The 18,145-nt window shown below is 67.3% G+C and carries 15 protein-coding genes, 1 tRNA gene and 1 riboswitch; of the genes, 7 read left to right on the top strand and 9 right to left on the bottom strand.

Features of this window, described 5'->3' with window-relative positions; all coding sequences use genetic code 11:
• The first annotated feature begins 289 nt into the window (after window positions 1-289).
• Window positions 290-379 (top strand) — tRNA-Ser (locus IP69_RS06935).
• A 158-nt stretch (window positions 380-537) separates the two neighbouring features.
• On the opposite strand, the gene IP69_RS06930 is transcribed toward IP69_RS06935, so the two are convergent.
• Together IP69_RS06930 and IP69_RS06925 are read right to left on the bottom strand one after the other, a co-directional pair.
• Entirely contained in the window at window positions 538-1,674 is a 1,137-nt protein-coding gene (locus IP69_RS06930) for an MlaD family protein (protein WP_054142091.1), read from the bottom strand.
• Window positions 1,675-1,843: 169 nt separating this feature from the next.
• Window positions 1,844-2,116 (bottom strand): hypothetical protein, encoded by a 273-nt coding sequence (locus tag IP69_RS06925; RefSeq protein WP_054142090.1) that lies wholly within the window; start codon window positions 2,114-2,116, stop codon window positions 1,844-1,846.
• Between the two features lie 135 nt (window positions 2,117-2,251).
• Window positions 2,252-2,379: riboswitch (TPP riboswitch) on the top strand.
• 106 nt (window positions 2,380-2,485) lie between these two features.
• Here IP69_RS06925 and IP69_RS06920 point away from each other — a divergent pair.
• The 6 genes from IP69_RS06920 (at window position 2,486) to IP69_RS06895 (ending at window position 8,568) form a co-directional block, all read left to right on the top strand.
• Window positions 2,486-3,565: a hypothetical protein gene (locus IP69_RS06920; protein WP_197279724.1), complete on the top strand. Its 1,080-nt coding sequence runs from the start codon at window positions 2,486-2,488 to the stop codon at window positions 3,563-3,565.
• A gap of 4 nt (window positions 3,566-3,569) precedes the next feature.
• Window positions 3,570-5,021, top strand: a complete 1,452-nt coding sequence (locus IP69_RS06915; RefSeq protein ID WP_054142088.1) for an acyl-CoA reductase — start codon at window positions 3,570-3,572, stop codon at window positions 5,019-5,021.
• Complete coding sequence (locus tag IP69_RS06910; RefSeq protein ID WP_054142087.1) at window positions 5,011-5,775, top strand: ABC transporter ATP-binding protein; 765 nt, start codon at window positions 5,011-5,013, stop codon at window positions 5,773-5,775. Before IP69_RS06915 ends, IP69_RS06910 begins: the two co-directional genes overlap by 11 nt.
• On the top strand, window positions 5,772-6,521 hold the full coding sequence (locus IP69_RS06905) for an ABC transporter permease (RefSeq protein WP_054142086.1): 750 nt from the start codon (window positions 5,772-5,774) through the stop codon (window positions 6,519-6,521). The genes IP69_RS06910 and IP69_RS06905 overlap by 4 nt, the downstream gene beginning before the upstream one ends.
• 153 nt (window positions 6,522-6,674) lie before the next feature.
• Window positions 6,675-7,634, top strand: coding sequence for an ABC transporter substrate-binding protein (locus IP69_RS06900; RefSeq protein ID WP_054142085.1), 960 nt, complete (start codon window positions 6,675-6,677; stop codon window positions 7,632-7,634).
• Window positions 7,635-7,800: 166 nt separating this feature from the next.
• Window positions 7,801-8,568: an SDR family oxidoreductase gene (locus IP69_RS06895; RefSeq protein ID WP_054142084.1), complete on the top strand. Its 768-nt coding sequence runs from the start codon at window positions 7,801-7,803 to the stop codon at window positions 8,566-8,568.
• Here the strand turns inward: IP69_RS06895 and IP69_RS06890 are convergent.
• The 7 genes from IP69_RS06890 to IP69_RS06860 form a co-directional block, all read right to left on the bottom strand.
• Window positions 8,565-10,916 carry a xanthine dehydrogenase family protein molybdopterin-binding subunit gene (locus IP69_RS06890; protein WP_197279722.1) on the bottom strand — a complete coding sequence of 784 codons (2,352 nt, stop codon included), beginning with the start codon at window positions 10,914-10,916 and terminating at the stop codon, window positions 8,565-8,567. The genes IP69_RS06895 and IP69_RS06890 overlap by 4 nt on opposite strands.
• A 95-nt stretch (window positions 10,917-11,011) precedes the next feature.
• The gene (pgi, locus tag IP69_RS06885) at window positions 11,012-12,637 is read right to left on the bottom strand and encodes a glucose-6-phosphate isomerase (RefSeq protein WP_282568231.1); all 1,626 of its coding nucleotides are present in this window, start codon (window positions 12,635-12,637) and stop codon (window positions 11,012-11,014) included.
• Window positions 12,638-12,771: 134 nt separating this feature from the next.
• Window positions 12,772-13,527 carry a transporter substrate-binding domain-containing protein gene (locus IP69_RS06880; RefSeq protein ID WP_054142082.1) on the bottom strand — a complete coding sequence of 252 codons (756 nt, stop codon included), beginning with the start codon at window positions 13,525-13,527 and terminating at the stop codon, window positions 12,772-12,774.
• A gap of 26 nt (window positions 13,528-13,553) precedes the next feature.
• Complete coding sequence (locus tag IP69_RS06875) at window positions 13,554-14,063, bottom strand: RNA pyrophosphohydrolase (RefSeq protein WP_054142081.1); 510 nt, start codon at window positions 14,061-14,063, stop codon at window positions 13,554-13,556.
• Between the two features lie 11 nt (window positions 14,064-14,074).
• Window positions 14,075-15,298, bottom strand: coding sequence for a divergent polysaccharide deacetylase family protein (locus tag IP69_RS06870; RefSeq protein ID WP_054142080.1), 1,224 nt, complete (start codon window positions 15,296-15,298; stop codon window positions 14,075-14,077).
• Window positions 15,299-15,432: 134 nt separating this feature from the next.
• Window positions 15,433-16,770 (bottom strand): S41 family peptidase, encoded by a 1,338-nt coding sequence (locus tag IP69_RS06865; RefSeq protein WP_054142264.1) that lies wholly within the window; start codon window positions 16,768-16,770, stop codon window positions 15,433-15,435.
• On the bottom strand, window positions 16,770-18,145 hold a 1,376-nt coding region (locus tag IP69_RS06860; RefSeq protein ID WP_054142079.1), incomplete at its 5' end, for a peptidoglycan DD-metalloendopeptidase family protein. The genes IP69_RS06865 and IP69_RS06860, both read right to left, overlap by 1 nt.

The following is an 18,145-nucleotide window of genomic DNA, read 5'->3' as shown; positions in this document are numbered from 1 at the left end:
GCGGGACAGCTTTTTGGCAGTCGTTACGGGTCGGGGTTCGCTCTTCCGGCCGAGGCGCGCAATGTGCGAAACCACGAGGCCAAAAGAGATCGGGCGCGGGTTTCCCCACGCCGGACGAAGGGTCGATAGGCGCAAAGGGGGTGCCGGGTCAAGGGCAAGCCCCCGCTCGAGCGCCAAAAAGGGTGCTCGCCGTTGAAATATGACGACCGCACGACTTGTTTTGACCGAAGACTTGTTTTGGCCCGACGGCGCGTGTAGTAACCCGCCTGCTTCGACCGAAGGCGACCGCGGACAGGTGGCAGAGTGGTTGAATGCACCGCACTCGAAATGCGGCATACCCGCAAGGGTATCGGGGGTTCAAATCCCTCCCTGTCCGCCACTCGGTTCTCGCAGACGCACTGATGGACCCTGGCGGGTGTCCATGGCGAAGCGCCCGAGACTCAAAGCCAACAGCCCTTGACGCGCGGTTCCGTGGTCGCGGCAGCCCTTCATGCCATGGCCCTGCGGGCAGCAGACCATGACCTGCGGCGCTGCTGATCAGCGCGACCCGCTATAGGGCGGCACGGTCGGCTTGCTGCCGAAGATCAATTGCTGGGGGTCCTGCTCGACCTGGCGCAGCGTGCGGCCGACGCCTGTCAGGGCGCGCCTGCCGCCATTGATGAGAGGTTCGAAGCTGCGCAGCCCGCCGGCGGTGAATTTGGCGATCTCGGCGGTGATGCCGGCGGAACTCTTGTCGAGGTTCTCCGCCAGCACGCGGAGGTTCCGGGCCGCTTCGGCGACATCCGAGAACATATTGCTCCCGTTTTGACCCGCAGCTGTGTTGAGGAAATCCTGGGCCCCTCTCAGCACGCCGTCCATCTGGTCTGCCACCCGGTTGAGCCTGCCGGAGATGGATGCGGTATCCTGCAGCGCCTTGCCGACCTCGCCGCTGGCGGTGCCCAGCGTCGCGGCGAGCCTGCTCGCGTCCTCGACCGTCGCCACGATAGAAGTGCGATCGATCGCGCGGATCGCGCCGGTCATGTCCTCGCTGAAGGCGCCGAGTTTCGCCGTGACAGGGGCCACGACATCGGCGACCGCGCCAATGCCCTGCATCAGTTTGGCGACGCCGTCGGCGCTGCCGCTCAGCGCGACCGAGAACTCTTCCACGCTGCGAATCCCCTGGGCGATCGGTCCCGCGTTCTGCTTGACCATCGCCTCGATGCCGCCGAGAGCGTCCTCGGTGCGCTTGGCGACGGTCCGCACGGTCTCCAGCAAGCCGTCCGACGATTCAGCCGTGATGGTCGGCAGGTCCTGGCCGGCCCGAGCCGTCAGTACGGCGGCATGCGGTTCGCCGCCGAGAAGCTGAACGGCAACAACACCGGCCAGCCCCACGGCCTCGGTGCGGGCGCGGGTATCGACACGCAGCGGCGTCGATTGGTCGATCCTGATCACGGCATAGATCTGGCGCGGATTTTCGGGATGCAGGGCAACGTCTGTCACCTCACCGACGCGCAACCCGTTGAAGAGAACGCTGGAGCCGCGCCCGAGGCCCGAGACCCTGTCGTTGAAAACCAGACGGACGTCCGTCTTTCCCGCGCCGCGGCCGCTGCCGAACCAGAACACGACGCCACAAAGCATCGCCAGAAGCGCCAGCGCGAATAATCCGATCAGAGCATGACTGGCTCGCGATTCCATTCGTCAGGCCGTTCCCCGTAGCTCAATGACCGGGCCTGTGCGCCCACGCACCGCCAAAAGCGGCGGCGAGGACAGAGGATTATCGCTGGCGCGGAAGAATAGCCATGGGCTTTGCCGCCGCCACCCGGACTGGCGGGCGTCGGTCCCTCCAACAACTCGTTTGAGCGATCTAGATCTTGGGCGGAAGCGAGCCGCGATCGAAGACAGGAACCGTCTCGATGGGGCCCTCGGGACGCTGGGCGGTCGGGATGTCCTCGGCAGCGTGGCGGACCGCCTCTTCCGAGTCTGTGAGCCCGTCGGCGGTATCGTTGGCGTCACTGCCTTCGTCATGGACATTGGTCCGCAGGCTCACCTGATGGAGGGTCGCCGCGCCTTCCGATTCGGTCAGGAGGCCACCTTGATCGGCGATCTCGAGGGCAAGATTGTCTTTCACCGTTTCCATGGTCGAACTTTCGGTTTGATCTCGTTGTCGGGTTCAACGCGCATCCCGCGGCGAAGGTTTCTCCCCGGGCAGCCGACGGCTGGCGCCATGCACTGCGTTTTCTTGACATCGTGTCGGACGCGCCCCCATGTTGGCCGCTGTTCCAAGGGGTGCCCCGCGAGGGGGCTGAGATTCCGCCGGTCGAGCCCATAAGCCCGACAGCGCGGTGACCCTCCGAACCTGATCCGGGTCATGCCGGCGTAGGGATGCGGGACATCGGGTGCCAACATGCGCGCCCCTTATCCAGGCTCGCGCCGTCAATCCGGATCTGCTGTCCCATGCCGGGCATCGTGCCCGACCATGCGGGCTTGGCGGAAGGCGTGGCTGGACGTGACCGAAGCACAGATCATCGCGGCCCTGCTCGGTTTCATCGACCGGGGCGAGGCATCCGAAGCAGCGTTCGAGGAGATGGCGCTTGCCGTCTTCGCCTATCAGTTCGCGCATAACCAACCCTATCGCCGCTTCGCCATCCAGCGCGGGCGCACGCCGCTGACAGTGCGTCGCTGGCGCGACATTCCCGCCGTCCCGATCACCGCCTTCAAGGATCTGACGCTGAGCTGCACCCCGCCGGAGGAGGCGCAAGCCGTCTTCATGACCAGCGGCACGACCCAAGGCGGCATCAGGGGCAAGAGCCACCATCCGACGCTGGCCGTCTGGGACCGCTCGATGCTGGTGAATTTTCGCAACCGCTTCATGCAGCAGCGCGAGCGGATCGCGATGGGAATCCTGTTCCCCGACGAGGCGGCGCTGCCGAATTCCTCGCTGGCGCATTACCTTGCCCTGGCGAAGCGCGAATGCGGGACGTCCGACAGCGCGGGCTTCATCGGGCCAGACGGCCTCGATATTCCCCGGCTGATCGCGGCGCTGGAGCGCGCGGAGGCGTCCGGCGAGCCCTATGCGCTTTTGGGTGCAAGCTTCAGCTTCGTGCATCTGCTCGATGCGCTGGCGGCGGCGGGGCGGCGTTTCGCCTTGCCCGAAGGCAGCCGGATTCTCGACACCGGCGGCTTCAAGGGCCAGTCGCGCGAGATGGGGGCGGATGCGTTCTATGATGCGCTCTCAGTCGCGCTCGGCGTGCCGCGCGCGGCCTGCATCAACATGTACGGCATGACCGAACTCAGCACGCAGTTCTACGATGACGGCAACGCGATCTACCCGCCGGTGAAATCGGGGCCGCACTGGATTCGCAGCCGGGTGGTCGATCCCGTTACCGGGCACGATCTGCCCGAGGGCGCGACAGGCGTCCTGTTGCATCACGACCTCGCCCATTTCAACTGCGTCTCGGCGATCCTGACCGAGGATGCCGGAATCATCGTCGAGGGCGGGTTCAAACTGCTCGGCCGCGTCGATGGCGCGGATTCCAAAGGCTGCTCGCTGGCGGTAGCCGCGTTTCTCAAGGCGGCACGAGGTTGACGCCGTGATCGAGCGGGCCGGGCATCTGCCGGGATTGGCGGCCGCGGAGGTCGCGTGGCTGCAGCTTGATTTTGCCGCCTGGGGCGAAAGCGTGCAGGTTTCCATGCCGGTGCTCACCGAGGAGCAGGCGCGTGCGCTCGCCGCCCATATACGGGAGAATGCCCGAGCCTATCTCAAGACGCTGCCGGTCGCGCAGATCGTCACGACGATCGACAAGGCCATCGCGCGCCTCCTCGACCGGGACGATCCCTGGCGGCGCAAGGCGGAAGCGATCCTGCCCATCGTCACCGGCTATGACCGGGAGACGGTGCGGCTGGGGCTATCGGGCTATCTGCGGACCTTCCGGGCGCCGCAGTTGCAACGCTTCCTTGCCGAGGATTTCGTCAATCCCGGGATCCTCGATGTCTTCCAGCCGGCGATGAAGGGCGGATTCTCGCGGGCTCATGGCCCTGAGTTGCTGCTGCATATCTGGGCCGGCAATGTCCCGGGACTTTCGCTCTGGAGCCTAATCTCCGGGCTTCTGGTCAAGGCAGGGACGGTCGGCAAGGTCGCCAGCGGCGAGCCACTGCTGGCCGGCTGGTTTTCGCAGATCCTGGCCGAGATCGACCCGAAGCTCGGTGAGTGCCTGGCGATCGTCTGGTGGAAGGGCGGCGACACGGAGAGCGACGAGGTCTGGCTGAACGAGGCGGACACGATCGTCGCCTATGGCGGCAACGAGGCGCTGGCGGCGATCCGGGAGCGCGTCCCTGTGACCACCCGCTTCCTGCCTCATGGTCACAAGATCGGCTTCGGGCTCGTCTCGCGCGCTGCGCTCGACACGCGCAAGGCCGGGCCGCTCACCCGCCTCGTTGCCCATGACGTGATGCGCTACGAGCAGCAGGGCTGCTACTCGCCGCAGATGCTGTTCGTCGAGCGTGGCGGCAAGGTATCGCCGCGCGAATTCGCCGAGTTGGTCTCGGGCGAACTGGCGCGCTTTGCGCGCACGCATCCGCGCCGGGCATTGTCGGTTGCAGAGGCTGCCGGTGTGGCCGCCTGGCGCGCCGCCGAGGAAATGCGCGCTTTCGATGGAGGTGGGCGAGCGGTTCTGGGCGATGCCGGCGATCCCTGGAGCGTCGTCTGTGTCGAGGCGTCCGAGGCGCTGGCGCCGAGCGGTTTGAACCGAACGCTGAAGATCGTGGCAGTGGACAGTCTCGACGCAGTCGTGCCGCTCGTGGCGCCGTTCCGGGCGTTTCTCCAGAGCGCGGCGGTCGCGGCTGCGCCCGAGGAGCTGTTCCGGGTCGCTGCGTTGCTGGGTGAGGCTGGCGTGACGCGGATCTGCGCCTTCGGGCGAATGACCGCGCCGGAGGCCGGCTGGCACAATGACGGGCGCTTCAACCTGCTCGACCTCGTCACCATCACCGAGATCGAGCAAGCGGCCGAACTCGCCGCCGAAGGCTTCGCAGCTTATGTCGATTGAGCGGCAGCGCGAGGGTTTCGTCGTCCTGGACGGTGCAAGCTACCGCTATGGCGCGGAAGCGCCCATCGTCGATCGCGTCGACTGGGCGATCCCGCGTGGTGCCTTCCATTGTCTGGTGGGGCGCAGCGGCAGCGGCAAGACGACCTTGTTGAAACTCGCAGCCGGTCTGCTGCGACCCGATACCGGTCAGGTTCGCATCGATGGCGCGGCCCTGAATGGGCCGGGCTCCCGGATCGGCTTCGTGTTCCAGCAGCCGACGCTGCTTGATTGGCTCAGCGTCCTCGACAATGTCCTGCTGCCGCTTTCGTTGAAGCGTGCGCTGCGGGCGGAGGACCGGGAGAAGGCCCGGGCGCTTCTGGGCCTCGTCTCGCTCGGGGATTATGCGCAGCGTCATCCGGCGCAGTTGTCTGGCGGGCAGCAGAGCCGGGTCGCGGTGGCGCGTGCGCTGATCACGGAACCGGATTTGCTGCTGCTCGACGAGCCTTTCGCCGCGCTCGATGCGCTGACCCGTGAGGAACTGCAGGACGATCTGCTGGCGCTGTGCGCGATGCATGCGACGACGGTGCTCTTCGTCACCCATGACATCGGCGAGGCGGTCTATCTCGCCGACCGCGTCGCGATCATGGCGGCGGGCCGGCTGCATCACGAGATGGCGGTCAACCTGCCGCGTCAGCGGGGCCGGGAGATGCGCTACGGCCAGCCCTTCAATGCGCTTTGCCGGGAGTTGCGGCAGGCGATGGACGCGGCGTCATGAAGGCGCGTCTTGCCTCGGCCCTGTTGCTGCTCGTGCTGCTCGGCGGGTGGGAGGCCTGGTGCCGGCTGGGCTCGGTGCCGGCGCTGATCGTGCCGGCGCCGTCTTCCGTCTTCGCAACACTCTGGAGCGAGATCGTCAGCGGGCGGCTTCTTCCGCATCTGGCGATCACCGCCACCGAGATGACTCTGGGGCTGGCGCTCGGCTGCCTGATCGGGCTCGGCGCCGGCATCCTGCTGGCGGAGGCCGAATTTCTGCGACGCTTGCTCCACCCCTACATCGTCGCCAGCCAGGTCGTGCCCAAGCTCGCCTTGGGCCCCCTCTTCATCATCTGGTTCGGCTTCGGCCTGACGCCGACGGTCGTGATTACGGCGCTGATCTGCTTCTTTCCGCTGATGGAGAACACGCTGACAGGGTTGTCCCAGGTCGATCCGGCCCGGCGCGAGCTGTTTCGCATGCTGGGGGCCAGCCGCCTCCAGACGCTGCTGCGGCTGAAATTGCCGAGCGCCCTGCCGATGATGCTCGCCGGGCTTCGCGTCGCGGTCGTGCTGTCGCTGGTCGGGGCTGTCGTCGGCGAGTTCATCGGCGGCCGGGCGGGGCTCGGCGCCTCGATCATCGCCGCCCAGAGCGTGATGGATTCGAGCCTGATGTTTGCGCTGTTCATCGTGATCACGCTGCTGGGCATGGTTTTCTACCAGGCGGCGCTCCTGCTCGAACGGCTGCTGCTGCGCCATCATTTGAAAGGGTAAGTCATGATTGCCATGGGTCGTTTCGTCTCCCCCAGCCCTCATCCTGAGGAGGCCCGCAGGGCCGTCTCGAAGGATGGTTCAGGAGGTGCCCGAGCCAACTGGACCATCCTTCGAGACGCCGCTTCGCGGCTCCTCAGGATGAGGGCTGTGGGGATGGCCGTCGCTCTGATGACGGTCGCCTCCAGCTTCGGTTCCGCCCACGCCCAAGCCCTCGACAAGGTGACGGTCGCAGGCTGGAGCCAGCCGATCAGCGAGATCACGAACCTTCTGGCCGAGCCGGATAAGGGCTTCTTCAAGGCCAGGGGAATCGATCTCGGCTATGTGCCCGGCAGCGGCGGCGGCTCGGCAATCCAGAACATGCTGACGGGCCAGGCCGATATCGCCTTCACCGATCCGGCCGCGCTGTATCTGGCGCTCGACAAGGGCGAGAAGCTGGTCGCGATCTACAACATCTATCCGCAGAACGTCTTCAACGTGGTCGCGCCCAAGGCCAAGGGCATCAAGGGCCCGGCCGATCTCAAGGGCAAGCGCATCGGCGTCTATTCGCTCTCCAGCGGCACGCGCCAGAACCTGCAGGTGCTGCTGCACCAGGTCGGGCTCACCGAAAAGGACGTCACGATCGAGGTCACCGGGCTGCTCAACTTCGCGCCGCTGATCCAGGGGCAGGTCGATGCCACCGCCGCGACCGATACCGGGCTCCTGGTCGCGAAGCTGAAGGGCCTGCCGGAGGTCGATGTGATCGAGGTGAAGGACCATCTCAACCTGCCCAGCGACATTTTCGTGGTGACGCAGGCGACCTATGAAGCCAGGAAGCCGCTGCTGAAGCGCTTCCTCGAAGCCTATCGCGACAGCGCCGCCTGGATGATCGCCAGGCCCGAGGAGGCGGCCAAGCTCGCGGTGACGCGGGCGATCAATGGCCGCGACGAGGCGCTCAACCTCGAGATCATCAAGCTGCGCAACCTCTCGACCGTGTCGCCGACGACGGATGCGAGGGGGCTCGGCCATTTCGATCCCGAGCTCATGCAGAAGGGCGCGGATACCTTCCACAAGCTCGGGCTAATCGGAAAGCCGCTCGACATGGGCGTGGTGGTCAAGTCGGATCTTCTGCCGTGATGGCTCTGTTTCCCCTGAAACGCGCCGTCGTCCCGGGCGGAGCGCAGCGCAGACCCGGGACCCATTCCGGAACGGTTCAGGCATGGATCCCGGGTCGCCCTTCGATCGCCCGGGATGACTCGGTGGTTTTCGTGCGAGTCTTGCGAACGCTGGACGGACAGAGATCATGAAATTCCGCGACAGGACGATCCTCGTGACCGGGGCGAGCCGGGGCATCGGCGCCGCCATCGCCAAAGCTTTTGCTGCGGAGGGCGGGCTGGTTTTTGTGAACTACCGCAGCAGCACGGCCGCCGCGCAGGCGGTGGTCGAGGCTTGCCAGGCAGCCGGCGGGCAGGCGGTCGCGATCGCGGCCGACGTCACCGTGCCCGGCGAGGTGGAGGCGATGGTCGCTCGGGTTGCCGAGGAAGCCGGCCGGCTCGACGTCGTCGTCAACAACGCTTTCGCGCCTTACGTCTTCGACCCCGACAACCGGGCGCGCTTCTGGGAGACGCCGTGGGCTTCCTATCAGGCGCAGATCGATGGCGCGGTGAAGGCGACCTATACTGTCTGCCAGGCGGCTTTACCGCTAATGCGACAGCGCGGCCGGGGCGCGATCGTCAACATGGCGACCGACCTCGTGGCGCGGCCGAGCATCGCCTATCACGACTACACCACCGCCAAGGCCGCCCTCATCGGCTTCAGCCGCAATCTCGCGACTGAACTCGGGCCGCTTGGCATCCGGGTGAACTGCGTCGCGCCCGGTCTGGTCTGGCCGACCGATGCCAGTGGCAAGACCCGCGAGGCGGTGAAGGATCAACTGATCGCGCAGACGCCGCTGGGGCGCATCGCGACGCCGGAGGATGTGACCGGGCCCGTGCTCTTCCTCGCCTCCGACTGGAGCGGCTTCGTCACCGGCCAGACGCTGCATGTCGATGGCGGGCTGGTGATGGCTTAAGGCTGTGCCGCCCGCGCATCCCGGATCGCGCGCCAGACCCTCGCCGGCGTCGCGGGCATGTCGAGATGCGTCACGCCAAGCGGGCGCAGTGCGTCGAGCACCGCGTTCATCACCGTCTGCGGCGCGCCGATGCAGCCGGCCTGGCCGGAGCCCTTGACGCCAAGCGGGTTGGCTTTCGTGGGCACCTCGACCATCTCGAGCTCGAAGAAGGGCATGTCGTCGGCGCGGGGCATGGCGTAGTCCATGAAGGTCGCGCTGAGGAGCTGCCCGGAATCGGGATCGTAGACCGCCTCCTCCATCAAGGCCTGGCCGATGCCCTGCGCCAGCCCGCCATGGACCTGGGATTCCGTCAGCAGCGGATTGACCAGCGTGCCGTAGTCATCGACCGCGACATAGCGTTCGAGCGAGATCGCGCCGGTTTCCGGGTCGATCTCGACCTCGGCGACCTGCGCGCCATTGGGGAAGGTGATGATGTCGCAGACATTGTCGCCATGGCTTTCGAGGCCTGAGCCGTCTCCGTCGCGGAGATGGCGGTCGATGGCGAAGAGGTCGATGTCGCGCGGCAGGCCGTCGGGGCCAGCCGCCGCCCGGAAGCGGCCGTTCTCGAAGACGAGGCCGTCGGCCGCCACCTGAAGCAGCTGCGCCGCGATGGGCTTTGCCTTCGCGATCAGATCGTCGGCGGCCATCACCAGGGCGGTGCCGCCGAGATGCAGCGAGCGGGCGCCGCCATGGCCGCCGCCGCGGGGTACGCGCATGGTGTCGGCCTGAACCAGGTTGAAGGTCTCGACCGGCAAGCCGAGTTTGGCTGCGGCGACCTGCGCGAAGGAGGTCTCGTGGCCCTGGCCGTTGGACTGGGTGCCCACCGCCATGTCGATGGTGCCGTCGTCGCGCAGGCGCAGCCAGGCTTCCTCATTGGGCTGGCCGCGCGAGGTCTCCAGAAAGCAGCCGATGCCGAAGCCGCGTAGCTTGCCACGCTTCTTCGCAGCTCGCTTGCGGGCGGCGAAGCCCGCGCGGTCGGCTGCCTTGAGCACAGAGTCGAGGTTTTCCGCGAAGGTGCCGCAGTCGATCGTGGTGCCGAAGGCGCTGCGATAGGGGAATTTTCGGATGAAATTGCGCCGGCGCAGTTCGGCCGGGTCGATGCGGAGCTGGTGGGCCGCTTTCTCGATCAGCCGCTCGATCAGATAGTTCGCCTCGGGCTTGCCGGCGCCGCGATAGGCATCGATCGGGGCCGTGTTGGTGAAGACGCCGCGCACATCCATCGTCATCGCCGGGATGTCGTAGAGCCCGCCCATGGCGGCGGCGGGTGCGTTGGTCGAGCTGCCCGGCCCCAGCGAGGAGACATAGGCGCCGAGATTGCCGATCGTCTCGACGGCGAGCGCGAGAAAGCGCCCGCGCTTGTCGAGCGCGAGCCGGGCCGTGCTGATGTTGTCGCGGCTGTGGACGCCGCCGGTGAACTCCTCGATGCGCTCGGCGCTCCAGCGCACCGGCCGGCCGAGCTTGCGCGCGGCCCAGAGCACCAGCGCATGTTCGGGATAGGTGACGTTCTTCATGCCGAAGCCGCCGCCGACATCGGGGCAGGAGACCTGAATCTTGTCGAGCGGCAGGCGAAAGACGCCCTCCGCCAATTCGCGACGGATGGCGTGGACCGAGGCGCCGCTGATTGCGAGGTGGTAGACGCCGGTTTGCGGATCGAAATGCCCGACCGCGATGCGCGGTTCGAGCGCGGCGGCGACGATGCGGTTGTTGACGAGATCGCAGGTGACGACATGGGCCGCCTCGGCGAAGGCCTTTGCGACTGCCGCCGCATCGCCGCGCCGGAAGCGATAGGCGATGTTGTCCGGCGCCTCCGGCCAGATCTGCGCGGCGTCGCTCTCAGGCGCGCTGCGCAACTCGGTGACCGAGGGCAGGATGTCGTAATCGACGACGATGTGCTCGCAGGCCTCGCGGGCCAGCGCCGCGCTGTCGGCGACGACGAAGGCGACGGGATCGCCGACATGCCGGACAATCTCTTGGGCCAAGGGCAGGCGCGGCGGCACGATCAGCGGCTCGACGGTCGCGACGACGATGTAGGAGGGCAGCGGACCTAGGTCGGCGAGATCAGCGGTCGTGTAGACCCCGTGCACGCCGGGCAGCGCTAAAGCCGCACTCGTATCGATCGAGACGATGGCGGCATGGGCATGGGGCGAGCGCAGAACGGCGGCGCAGAGCTCGCCGTCCAGCGCGCGGTCGTCGAGATAGTCGCCCCTGCCGGTCAGGAAGCGCTCATCCTCGCGGCGGCGCAGCGAGCGGGGGTCGTCGAGCGGAGATAATGGCGTCGATTTGGCCCGGGATATCAAACCGTCGTTCATCGTGGTCGCTTCGCCCCGGCTCGTCTTGCCTGCTTCTGCCGATGCAAGGCGCATGCTGTGGGGCGGATGGCAAGCATCGGGCGGGAGCGATGGCGTCAGGCCGGGCCGGTGAGGTACTGCGCCAACCCCGCCGTCGAGGAATCATGCGTGTCAGCCGGGGCCTTGCCCTCGATCACCGGCAACAGCGCGGTGGCGAGTTCCTTGCCGAGCTCGACGCCCCATTGATCGAAGGCGTTGATGCCCCAGATCGCGGCCTCGACGAAGACGCGGTGCTCGTAGAGCGCGATGATGCGGCCGAGGGTGAAGGGGTCCAGCTTGCGATAGGCGATCGTCACCGAGGGGCGGTTTCCGGGGAAGACCTTGTGAGGGGCGAGCGCTTCGACCGCATCGGGCGCCATGCCCTGTTTCGCCAGGATGTCACGCGCTTCCTCCAGCGTGCGGCCCTTCATCAGCGCCTCGCTCTGGGCGAGGCAGTTGGCCAGCAGCAGCCGATGATGCTGGGCGAGGTCCGGCTCATGGCTTTCCGCCGCGACGAGGAATTCGCAGGGGATCGTATCCGTGCCCTGATGGATCAATTGGTAGAAGGCATGCTGGCCGTTGGTGCCGGGTTCGCCCCAGACCAGAGGCCCGGTCGGCCGTGTCACGGGCGAGCCGTCCTTGCGAACGCGCTTGCCGTTCGATTCCATGTCGAGTTGCTGGAGATAGGCCGGCAGGCGCAGCAGGCGCTGGTCGTAGGGCAGGACCGCGCGGGCACGATAGCCGCAGATGTCGCGATGCCAGATCCCGACGAGGCCGAGCAGGACGGGGAGGTTGGTCTCCAGCGGCGCGGTGCGGAAATGCTCGTCCATCGCGTGCGCGCCGGCCAGGAACGCGCGGAAATGCTCGGCGCCAACCGCGATCATCACCGGCAGGCCGATCGCCGACCAGACAGAGTAGCGCCCCCCGACCCAGTCCCAGAAGCCGAAGATGCGGTCGGCCGCGATGCCGAAGGTGCCGACCTTGTCGAGGGCGGTCGAGACGGCGGCGAACTGGGAGGCGACGGCCGCTTCACCAAGGGCGCCCGCAATCCAGCGCCGGGCTGTCGCGGCATTGGTCATGGTCTCGATCGTGGTGAAGGTCTTGGAGGCGACGATGACCAGCGTCCGCGCCGGATCGAGCTTGGCGAGCGTGTCGGCGATATGGGCGCCGTCGACATTGGACACGTAATGCAGGCGCGGGCCGTCATGATAGGGCGCGAGCGCCAGCGTCACCATCACGGGGCCGAGATCGGAGCCGCCGATGCCGATATTGATCACATCCGTGAAGGGCGCGCCGTCGGCTGCCGCAATCGCGCCGCTGCGGATGCCCTCGGCGAAGGCCGCAAGCCTGTCCAGCGTGGCATGGACGTCCGGCATCACGTCGGCGCCGTCGACCAGGACGTGGCTTTCGGCCGGGGCACGCAGCGCGGTGTGAAGCACGGCGCGCTTTTCGGTGGTGTTGATCGCCTCGCCCGCGAACATGGCATCGCGCTGGCCGGCCATATTGGCGGCTTCGGCCAACTTCAGCAGTAGCGCCATCGTGTCGGCTGTGATGGCGGTCTTGGAATAATCGAGCAGCAGATCGTCCAGGCTGGCCGAGAAGGTCGTGAAGCGCGCGGCATTCTCGGCGAAGAGCGTGCGCAGGTGGCGCCCCTCCGTCGCAGCGCGATGCTCGGCAAGCTGCGCCCAGATCTCGTCCTGCACGATGAATCTCCTGTTCGATACGATGGGGCGGCTGTCACGAGCCTGCGCGCCGGCAAGCTGAACCGTGGATCCCGGTCCGGCGGTTGGCGGCAGGGTGGTCCGGGAGGCGGCGCGAATCAACCCCGTGGCGCTGCTCAGGCGACGCTCAGGCCCTCAATGCCATGCTTGCGGATCAGTTCGGCAATGAGCCCGGAGGTCTTCGCCGTCTCGACGAAGCGGGTCAGCCAGGCCAAGGCCGCATCGGTCTGCGCATCGCCATTCCGGGCGATGCCGATGGCCTGCTGCACGGTCATGAAGCGGCCATCGAGGATGCGGGCGCCGGTGAGTTGCTCGACATCGGTGATCAGCCGTGCGCGCAGGCCGGCGAGCGCGTCGAGGTCCTTGTCGCGGAAATCGGCCAGCGTCTCGTCCATCGTGGCGGTGCGGACGAGTTCGGCATGGCGGATGTTGCGGTCGAGCCAGAGGCCATAAGCCGTCTTGCCCGTGACCGCGATCCGGACACCAGGCGCATCAACCTCGGCGATGCCGTTCAGCGGAGAGCCTGCCGGCACGAGATAGGTCGCCTCGATTTCGGCATAGGCGGGCGTGAAGGCGATCGTCTCGGCTCGCTGGGGCTCGGCGCCGATCAGGCCGATATCCCATTCGTGGCGCGCTGCCGCATCGGCGAGGATGGCGGGGGAGGCGTAGGGTACGAGACGCAGGCCCACGCCGAGATGGTCGGCGATCGCGCGGGCCATGTCGGGCGAGACCCCGGCCGGGCCGCCATCGGGCGTCTTTGCCGAGACGAGCAGAAAGTTCGAGAGGTTGATGCCGGCGCGCAGGGTTCCGCCCGGGGCGAGGCGCTCGCGCAGAGCCGGAGAGACCGGTTCGAGATCGTCTTCAAACCGCATGTCGGTTTCCTTGGTGGCGCGCCTGATCAGGCTGCGGCGAAGGGGGCAAACAGCGCCGCCACCTCGCGATAGACACCCTGCTTGAACGGGATGATCAGCGACGGCGTCGCGTCCAGCCGCTCCCAGCGCCAGGCGTCGAACTCGGCCTTGTGTCCGCCGGCGGGCGTTGCGATGTCGATCTCGCTGTCGGGGCCGGTCAAACGGAAGGCGAACCATTTCTGCGCCTGCCCGCGCCAGCGACCCTTCCAGGCCTCCTTGCCGATATCGACGGGTAGATCATAGGTGAGCCATCCGGGCGCTTCCGCCAGCAGCGTCACCGAGGTGACATTGGTTTCCTCCTGCAATTCGCGCGTGGCGGCCTGGAGCGATGTCTCTGCGTCGTCGATTCCGCCTTGAGGCATCTGCCATTCATGTCCGGGCGCGACATGCTCGCGAAGGGATTTGTTGGCGCGCCGGCCGATGAAGACCAGGCCTTGCGCATTAAACAGCGCCAAGCCGACGCAGGGGCGATAGCCCTCGGGCGGAGTGTCGGTCATCACGGCTGTCGTCACCTCAGGGATCCGGTGGTCTTGGGGCTGCGCAGGCCGCGCGCCGCGCTGATCGGCACGATCTGGATGCCCTTGGCTTCGAGCGTCTGCGCCCAGCGCGCGATGCGCTCGACCGAAACCGGGAGGGCGCTGGCGCTGACGACGGCGAGGCCCTGATCGCGCGCTGCAACCTCGACGGCGGCAAGCTCCTTGTCGATGGCGTCGGCGCGCGCCACCGTATCGATGACGCGGTCGATTTTCATGGCTGGGATCTGTGCGCGGATGGCGGCAGCAGCGAGCAGGCTGCGTGCCGACGAACCGTCATCGACCACCATCAGCCCACGCCCGGCCAGTTCGCGCAGGATCGGCGAGAGCGCGGCCTCGTCCGAGGTCAGCCGGCCGCCGAGGAAATTGACGATGCCGACATAGCCGGTGAAGCGCCCCATTGCCCAATGCAGCCGGTCAAGGTTGTCCGCCGATTTGGGGCCGGTCAGCAGGGTGTGGGGGCCGGGGTCGCTGTCGGGATAGTCGAAGGGCTCCATCGGCAGCTGCAGGAAGACCTCGTGGCCTTCGCCGCGCGCACGCTGGACCGTGCGCTCCAGTTCGGCGCCATAAGGTGCGAAGGCGAGCGAGACGGCGCCAGGCAGCTTGGTGATCGCATCGCTGGTGCCGCTCTGGCTGATGCCGAGGCCGCCGACGAGAATGGCGACGCGTCCGGCGATCTTGCCGGAGGGCGGCGGACCGGCTGGCCGGGCATAGATCTGCGCCGGCGTCGCGCCGTCGGGGCCGATTTTGGGAAGCGGGCCGTGGCGCGAGCGCTCGACCAGCCGGCTGTCGGGGGCGGGCGCCAGCCGGATCGGGGCGGCGCTGTCGGGAATGGTGATGACGATGGCGCCGGGTGCATCCGAGCCGGGCCGCACCACGGTCACGCCCGATTCGCTTTCGAGCTGGCGGGCGCTGGATTGCGAGCGGGCCATGGCGCCCGGATCGGGCTGGGCGACCGGAACGGTCTCCCCCGGCGTCACGGTTGCAGGCGCGGCGCGCTTCTCAATCTGCGCGGTTGCCATCGGCTCGCCGCCGTCAGGATCGCGACCGACCGCGACGATCAGCGCGATGGAGGCCCAGACCAGACCGACCGCACCGGCGCAAGCGAGCGCGACCCAGCGGCCCCATGGCCTGCCATGAGGCGCGTCGCGATCCTGGCCAAGCGGCCGGTTGAGCTCAGTGAGCGGCGTTCCGGCCAAGCAAAGCCGTCCTCAAGCGTTGGCAAGCGGGCCCGAATCACCGGCCCGCCGCGCGGGAGCTTGTCAGATTCGAACGGAAACAGACAGCCTTGCCTGGTGTAAGTCTCGTGCCTGTTGCGGTCTGGCCGATCGCCTCAGTTCGGCTTGGGAGCCTCGGTCGCGGGCGATGCAGGAGCGGCCGCGTCCTTCTTGACGCCGCGGATCTGGTTCAGCGCCGCGATCAGCTGCGTGTCCTTGGTCGGGTCGGTGGGCACATAGGAGGCCGAGCCGGACTGCTCGTCCTTGCCGTCGCCGGCCTTGAGATGACCCTTGAGCGCCGCTTCGCCCTTGTTCTCGGCGAGCTTGTCCTTGAGCTCGGCCGGGATCTCCTGCAGCACTTCGATGTCGGGCGAGATGCCCTTCGCCTGAATCGAGGTGCCCGACGGCGTGTAGTAGCGTGCCGTGGTCAGGCGCAGACCGCCATTGCCAGCGAGCGGGATCACGGTCTGAACCGAGCCCTTACCGAAGGAGCGCGTGCCCATCACGGTCGCGCGCTTGTGGTCCTGCAGGGCGCCGGCGACGATCTCGGCGGCCGATGCCGACGAGCCGTTGATCAGCACGACGACCGGCTTGCCCTTGGTCAGATCGCCCGCCTTGGCGTTGAAGACCTGCGTCTCCTCGGCATTGCGGCCGCGCGTCGAAACGATCTTGCCGCGATCGAGGAAGGCGTCGGAGACCAGGACGGACTGGTCAAGACGGCCGCCGCGGTTGTTGCGCAGATCGATGACATAGCCCTTGACCTTGTCGATGCCGATATCGGCATTGACCTTGTCGATCGCCTTGCGCAGGCCCTCATAGGTCTGCTCGCTGAAGGTGCCGATGCGGATATAGCCGATATCGGCCTCGACGCGCTCCTCGACAGCCGGCACCACGATCGTGGTCCGCGTCAGGGTGAATTCCAGCGGCTCGGGCTTGCCCGGGCGGTCGACCTTGAGCTTGACCTGGGTGTTGATGATGCCGCGCATCTTCTCGACCGCCTGGGTCAGGGACAGGCCCTTCACCTCGGCGCCGTCGATCTGGCTGATGATGTCGTTGGCCAGGATGCCGGCCTTGAAGGCAGGCGTGTCGCGGATCGGCTTGGCGACCTTGAGGACGCCGTCATCCATCGTCACCTCGATGCCGAGACCGCCGAACTGACCGCGCATGTCGGTGTCCATGTCGCGAAACGACTTGGCGTCGAGATAGGACGAGTGCGGATCGAGCGAGGAGACCATGCCGTTGATGGCGGCCTCGATCAGCTTCTGTTCATCCGGCTTCTCGACATAGTCGGTGCGGATCTTCTCGAAGATGTCTCCGAAGAGATTCAGACTGCGATAGACCTCGGCCGAGGCCGCGACCGCGCTGGTGGAGGTCAGCAGACGCGTCTGCGTGACCATTCCGGTCAGGCCCGCACCGAGGACGGCTCCGGCGAAAACGAGAGAAACCTTGCGCATCATCCGCGAACCTTTTCGCCAAGCGGTTTCGTCCACCACGGCGCCGGATCAACCGACACGCCGTCTCTTCTGAACTCGATATACAAAACCGGCTGCCCGGTTCCCGAACCTACGATCGTTGCAGCAGCTTCGGATGTTTCGCCCATAATCGCAACCGGTTCCCCCGCGAGGACGAACTGGTTGAGCGCGACATCGATCCGCTGCATGCCGGCCAGCAGCATATAGTACCCCCCGCCGGCATTCAGGATCAAGAGTTGGCCAAACGAGCGGAACGGTCCCGCGTAAACTACCCAAGCGTCCGAAGGCGCCGAAACTAGGGCGCCGGAGCGGGTCTCGAGAGAAATCCCGCGCGTGACCCCGCCAGCACCGTCGGGATCGCCAAAGCCACGCAATCGTGATCCGGCTACGGGCAGGGGGAGCTGACCGCGTGCCTCGGAGAAGGCGATCCTGGGGCTGAGGCGGGCCGGGTCCTTGAAGGCCAGTGCCGCCATGCGCTGGCGCTGCTCGCGGGTTTCGGCTTCGAGCGCTTCCCGAGCGGCATCTGCCGCGCGGTTGGCGACCGAAATCTCTTTTTCCATGCGCTCGACGAAATCGCGCAGGCTGCGGGCCTGGGCCGCCAGTTCGCCGCCCTCGCCGCGCTGCGATTCGACGTCCCTGGCGGCGCTGGCCTCCCGCACACGCCGGGCCTCGACCAGCGAAGCGAGGCGCTGGCGCTCAGTCGCGAGCTGCTCGAGTTCTCCAGTCAGTGCCTGGCGCTCCTTGCCGATCCCCTCGCGCAGGCGGACGAGTTCGCCGAGATCCGTGCCGAGGATCTCGATCTCCTGGCGCAGATCCGGCACGACGGCGCCGAGCAGCATCGAGGCTCGTACCGCCTCGAGAATATCCTCAGGCCGGACCAGCACGGCCGGCGGCGGGCGACGCCCGATGCGTTGCAACGCCGCCAGCACTTCGGCGATCAGACCGCGCCGGCCCTCCAGCGAGCGGCGGATGGCGGCTTCGCTCGATTGCAGCAGGGCGAGGCGCTGTTCGAGCGCGCTGACGCGCTGCTCGGTGCCCTGTGCGCGGGCCGTGGTGTCGAGCAGGGCTGTGTTCAGCGCGGCACGATCGGCCCGGATCGCGGCGATCTCGGCATCGAGCTTCGCACGCGCCTCGGCATTGCCGGCGAGCCGTTGCTCGATCGCTTTCAGCTCAGCCTCACGCGCCTGTTTCTCGACGAGCTTCTGCATCGCCTCGCGGGCCAGCGCGTCGGGGTCGGGCGGCTGCGGCTGGGCGGCGGCGGGTGACAGGGCGAGTGCGATGGCGATAGCGATGGCGGTCAGGCGCGCCGCGCCTCCCTCCCCCCGCTTGCAGTGGGGAGGGGTGGGGTGGGGGGGCG

The sequence above is a fragment of the Allobosea sp. AAP35 genome, from assembly GCF_001295925.1.
Lineage (GTDB): Bacteria > Pseudomonadota > Alphaproteobacteria > Rhizobiales > Beijerinckiaceae > Allobosea.
Note: the sequence above shows the minus strand (reverse complement) of the source record. Positions and strands in the feature narration are given on the sequence as shown.

Coding starts and splice junctions, on each gene's coding strand:
- IP69_RS06875 (WP_054142081.1), bottom strand. CDS start 14,063: ATGACCGACACTCCGCCCGAGGGCTATCGCCCCTGCGTCGGCTTGGCG.
- IP69_RS06910 (WP_054142087.1), top strand. CDS start 5,011: ATGTCGATTGAGCGGCAGCGCGAGGGTTTCGTCGTCCTGGACGGTGCA.
- IP69_RS06930 (WP_054142091.1), bottom strand. CDS start 1,674: ATGGAATCGCGAGCCAGTCATGCTCTGATCGGATTATTCGCGCTGGCG.
- IP69_RS06895 (WP_054142084.1), top strand. CDS start 7,801: ATGAAATTCCGCGACAGGACGATCCTCGTGACCGGGGCGAGCCGGGGC.
- IP69_RS06925 (WP_054142090.1), bottom strand. CDS start 2,116: ATGGAAACGGTGAAAGACAATCTTGCCCTCGAGATCGCCGATCAAGGT.
- IP69_RS06865 (WP_054142264.1), bottom strand. CDS start 16,770: ATGCGCAAGGTTTCTCTCGTTTTCGCCGGAGCCGTCCTCGGTGCGGGC.
- IP69_RS06900 (WP_054142085.1), top strand. CDS start 6,675: ATGGCCGTCGCTCTGATGACGGTCGCCTCCAGCTTCGGTTCCGCCCAC.
- IP69_RS06905 (WP_054142086.1), top strand. CDS start 5,772: ATGAAGGCGCGTCTTGCCTCGGCCCTGTTGCTGCTCGTGCTGCTCGGC.
- IP69_RS06880 (WP_054142082.1), bottom strand. CDS start 13,527: ATGCGGTTTGAAGACGATCTCGAACCGGTCTCTCCGGCTCTGCGCGAG.
- IP69_RS06890 (WP_197279722.1), bottom strand. CDS start 10,916: ATGAACGACGGTTTGATATCCCGGGCCAAATCGACGCCATTATCTCCG.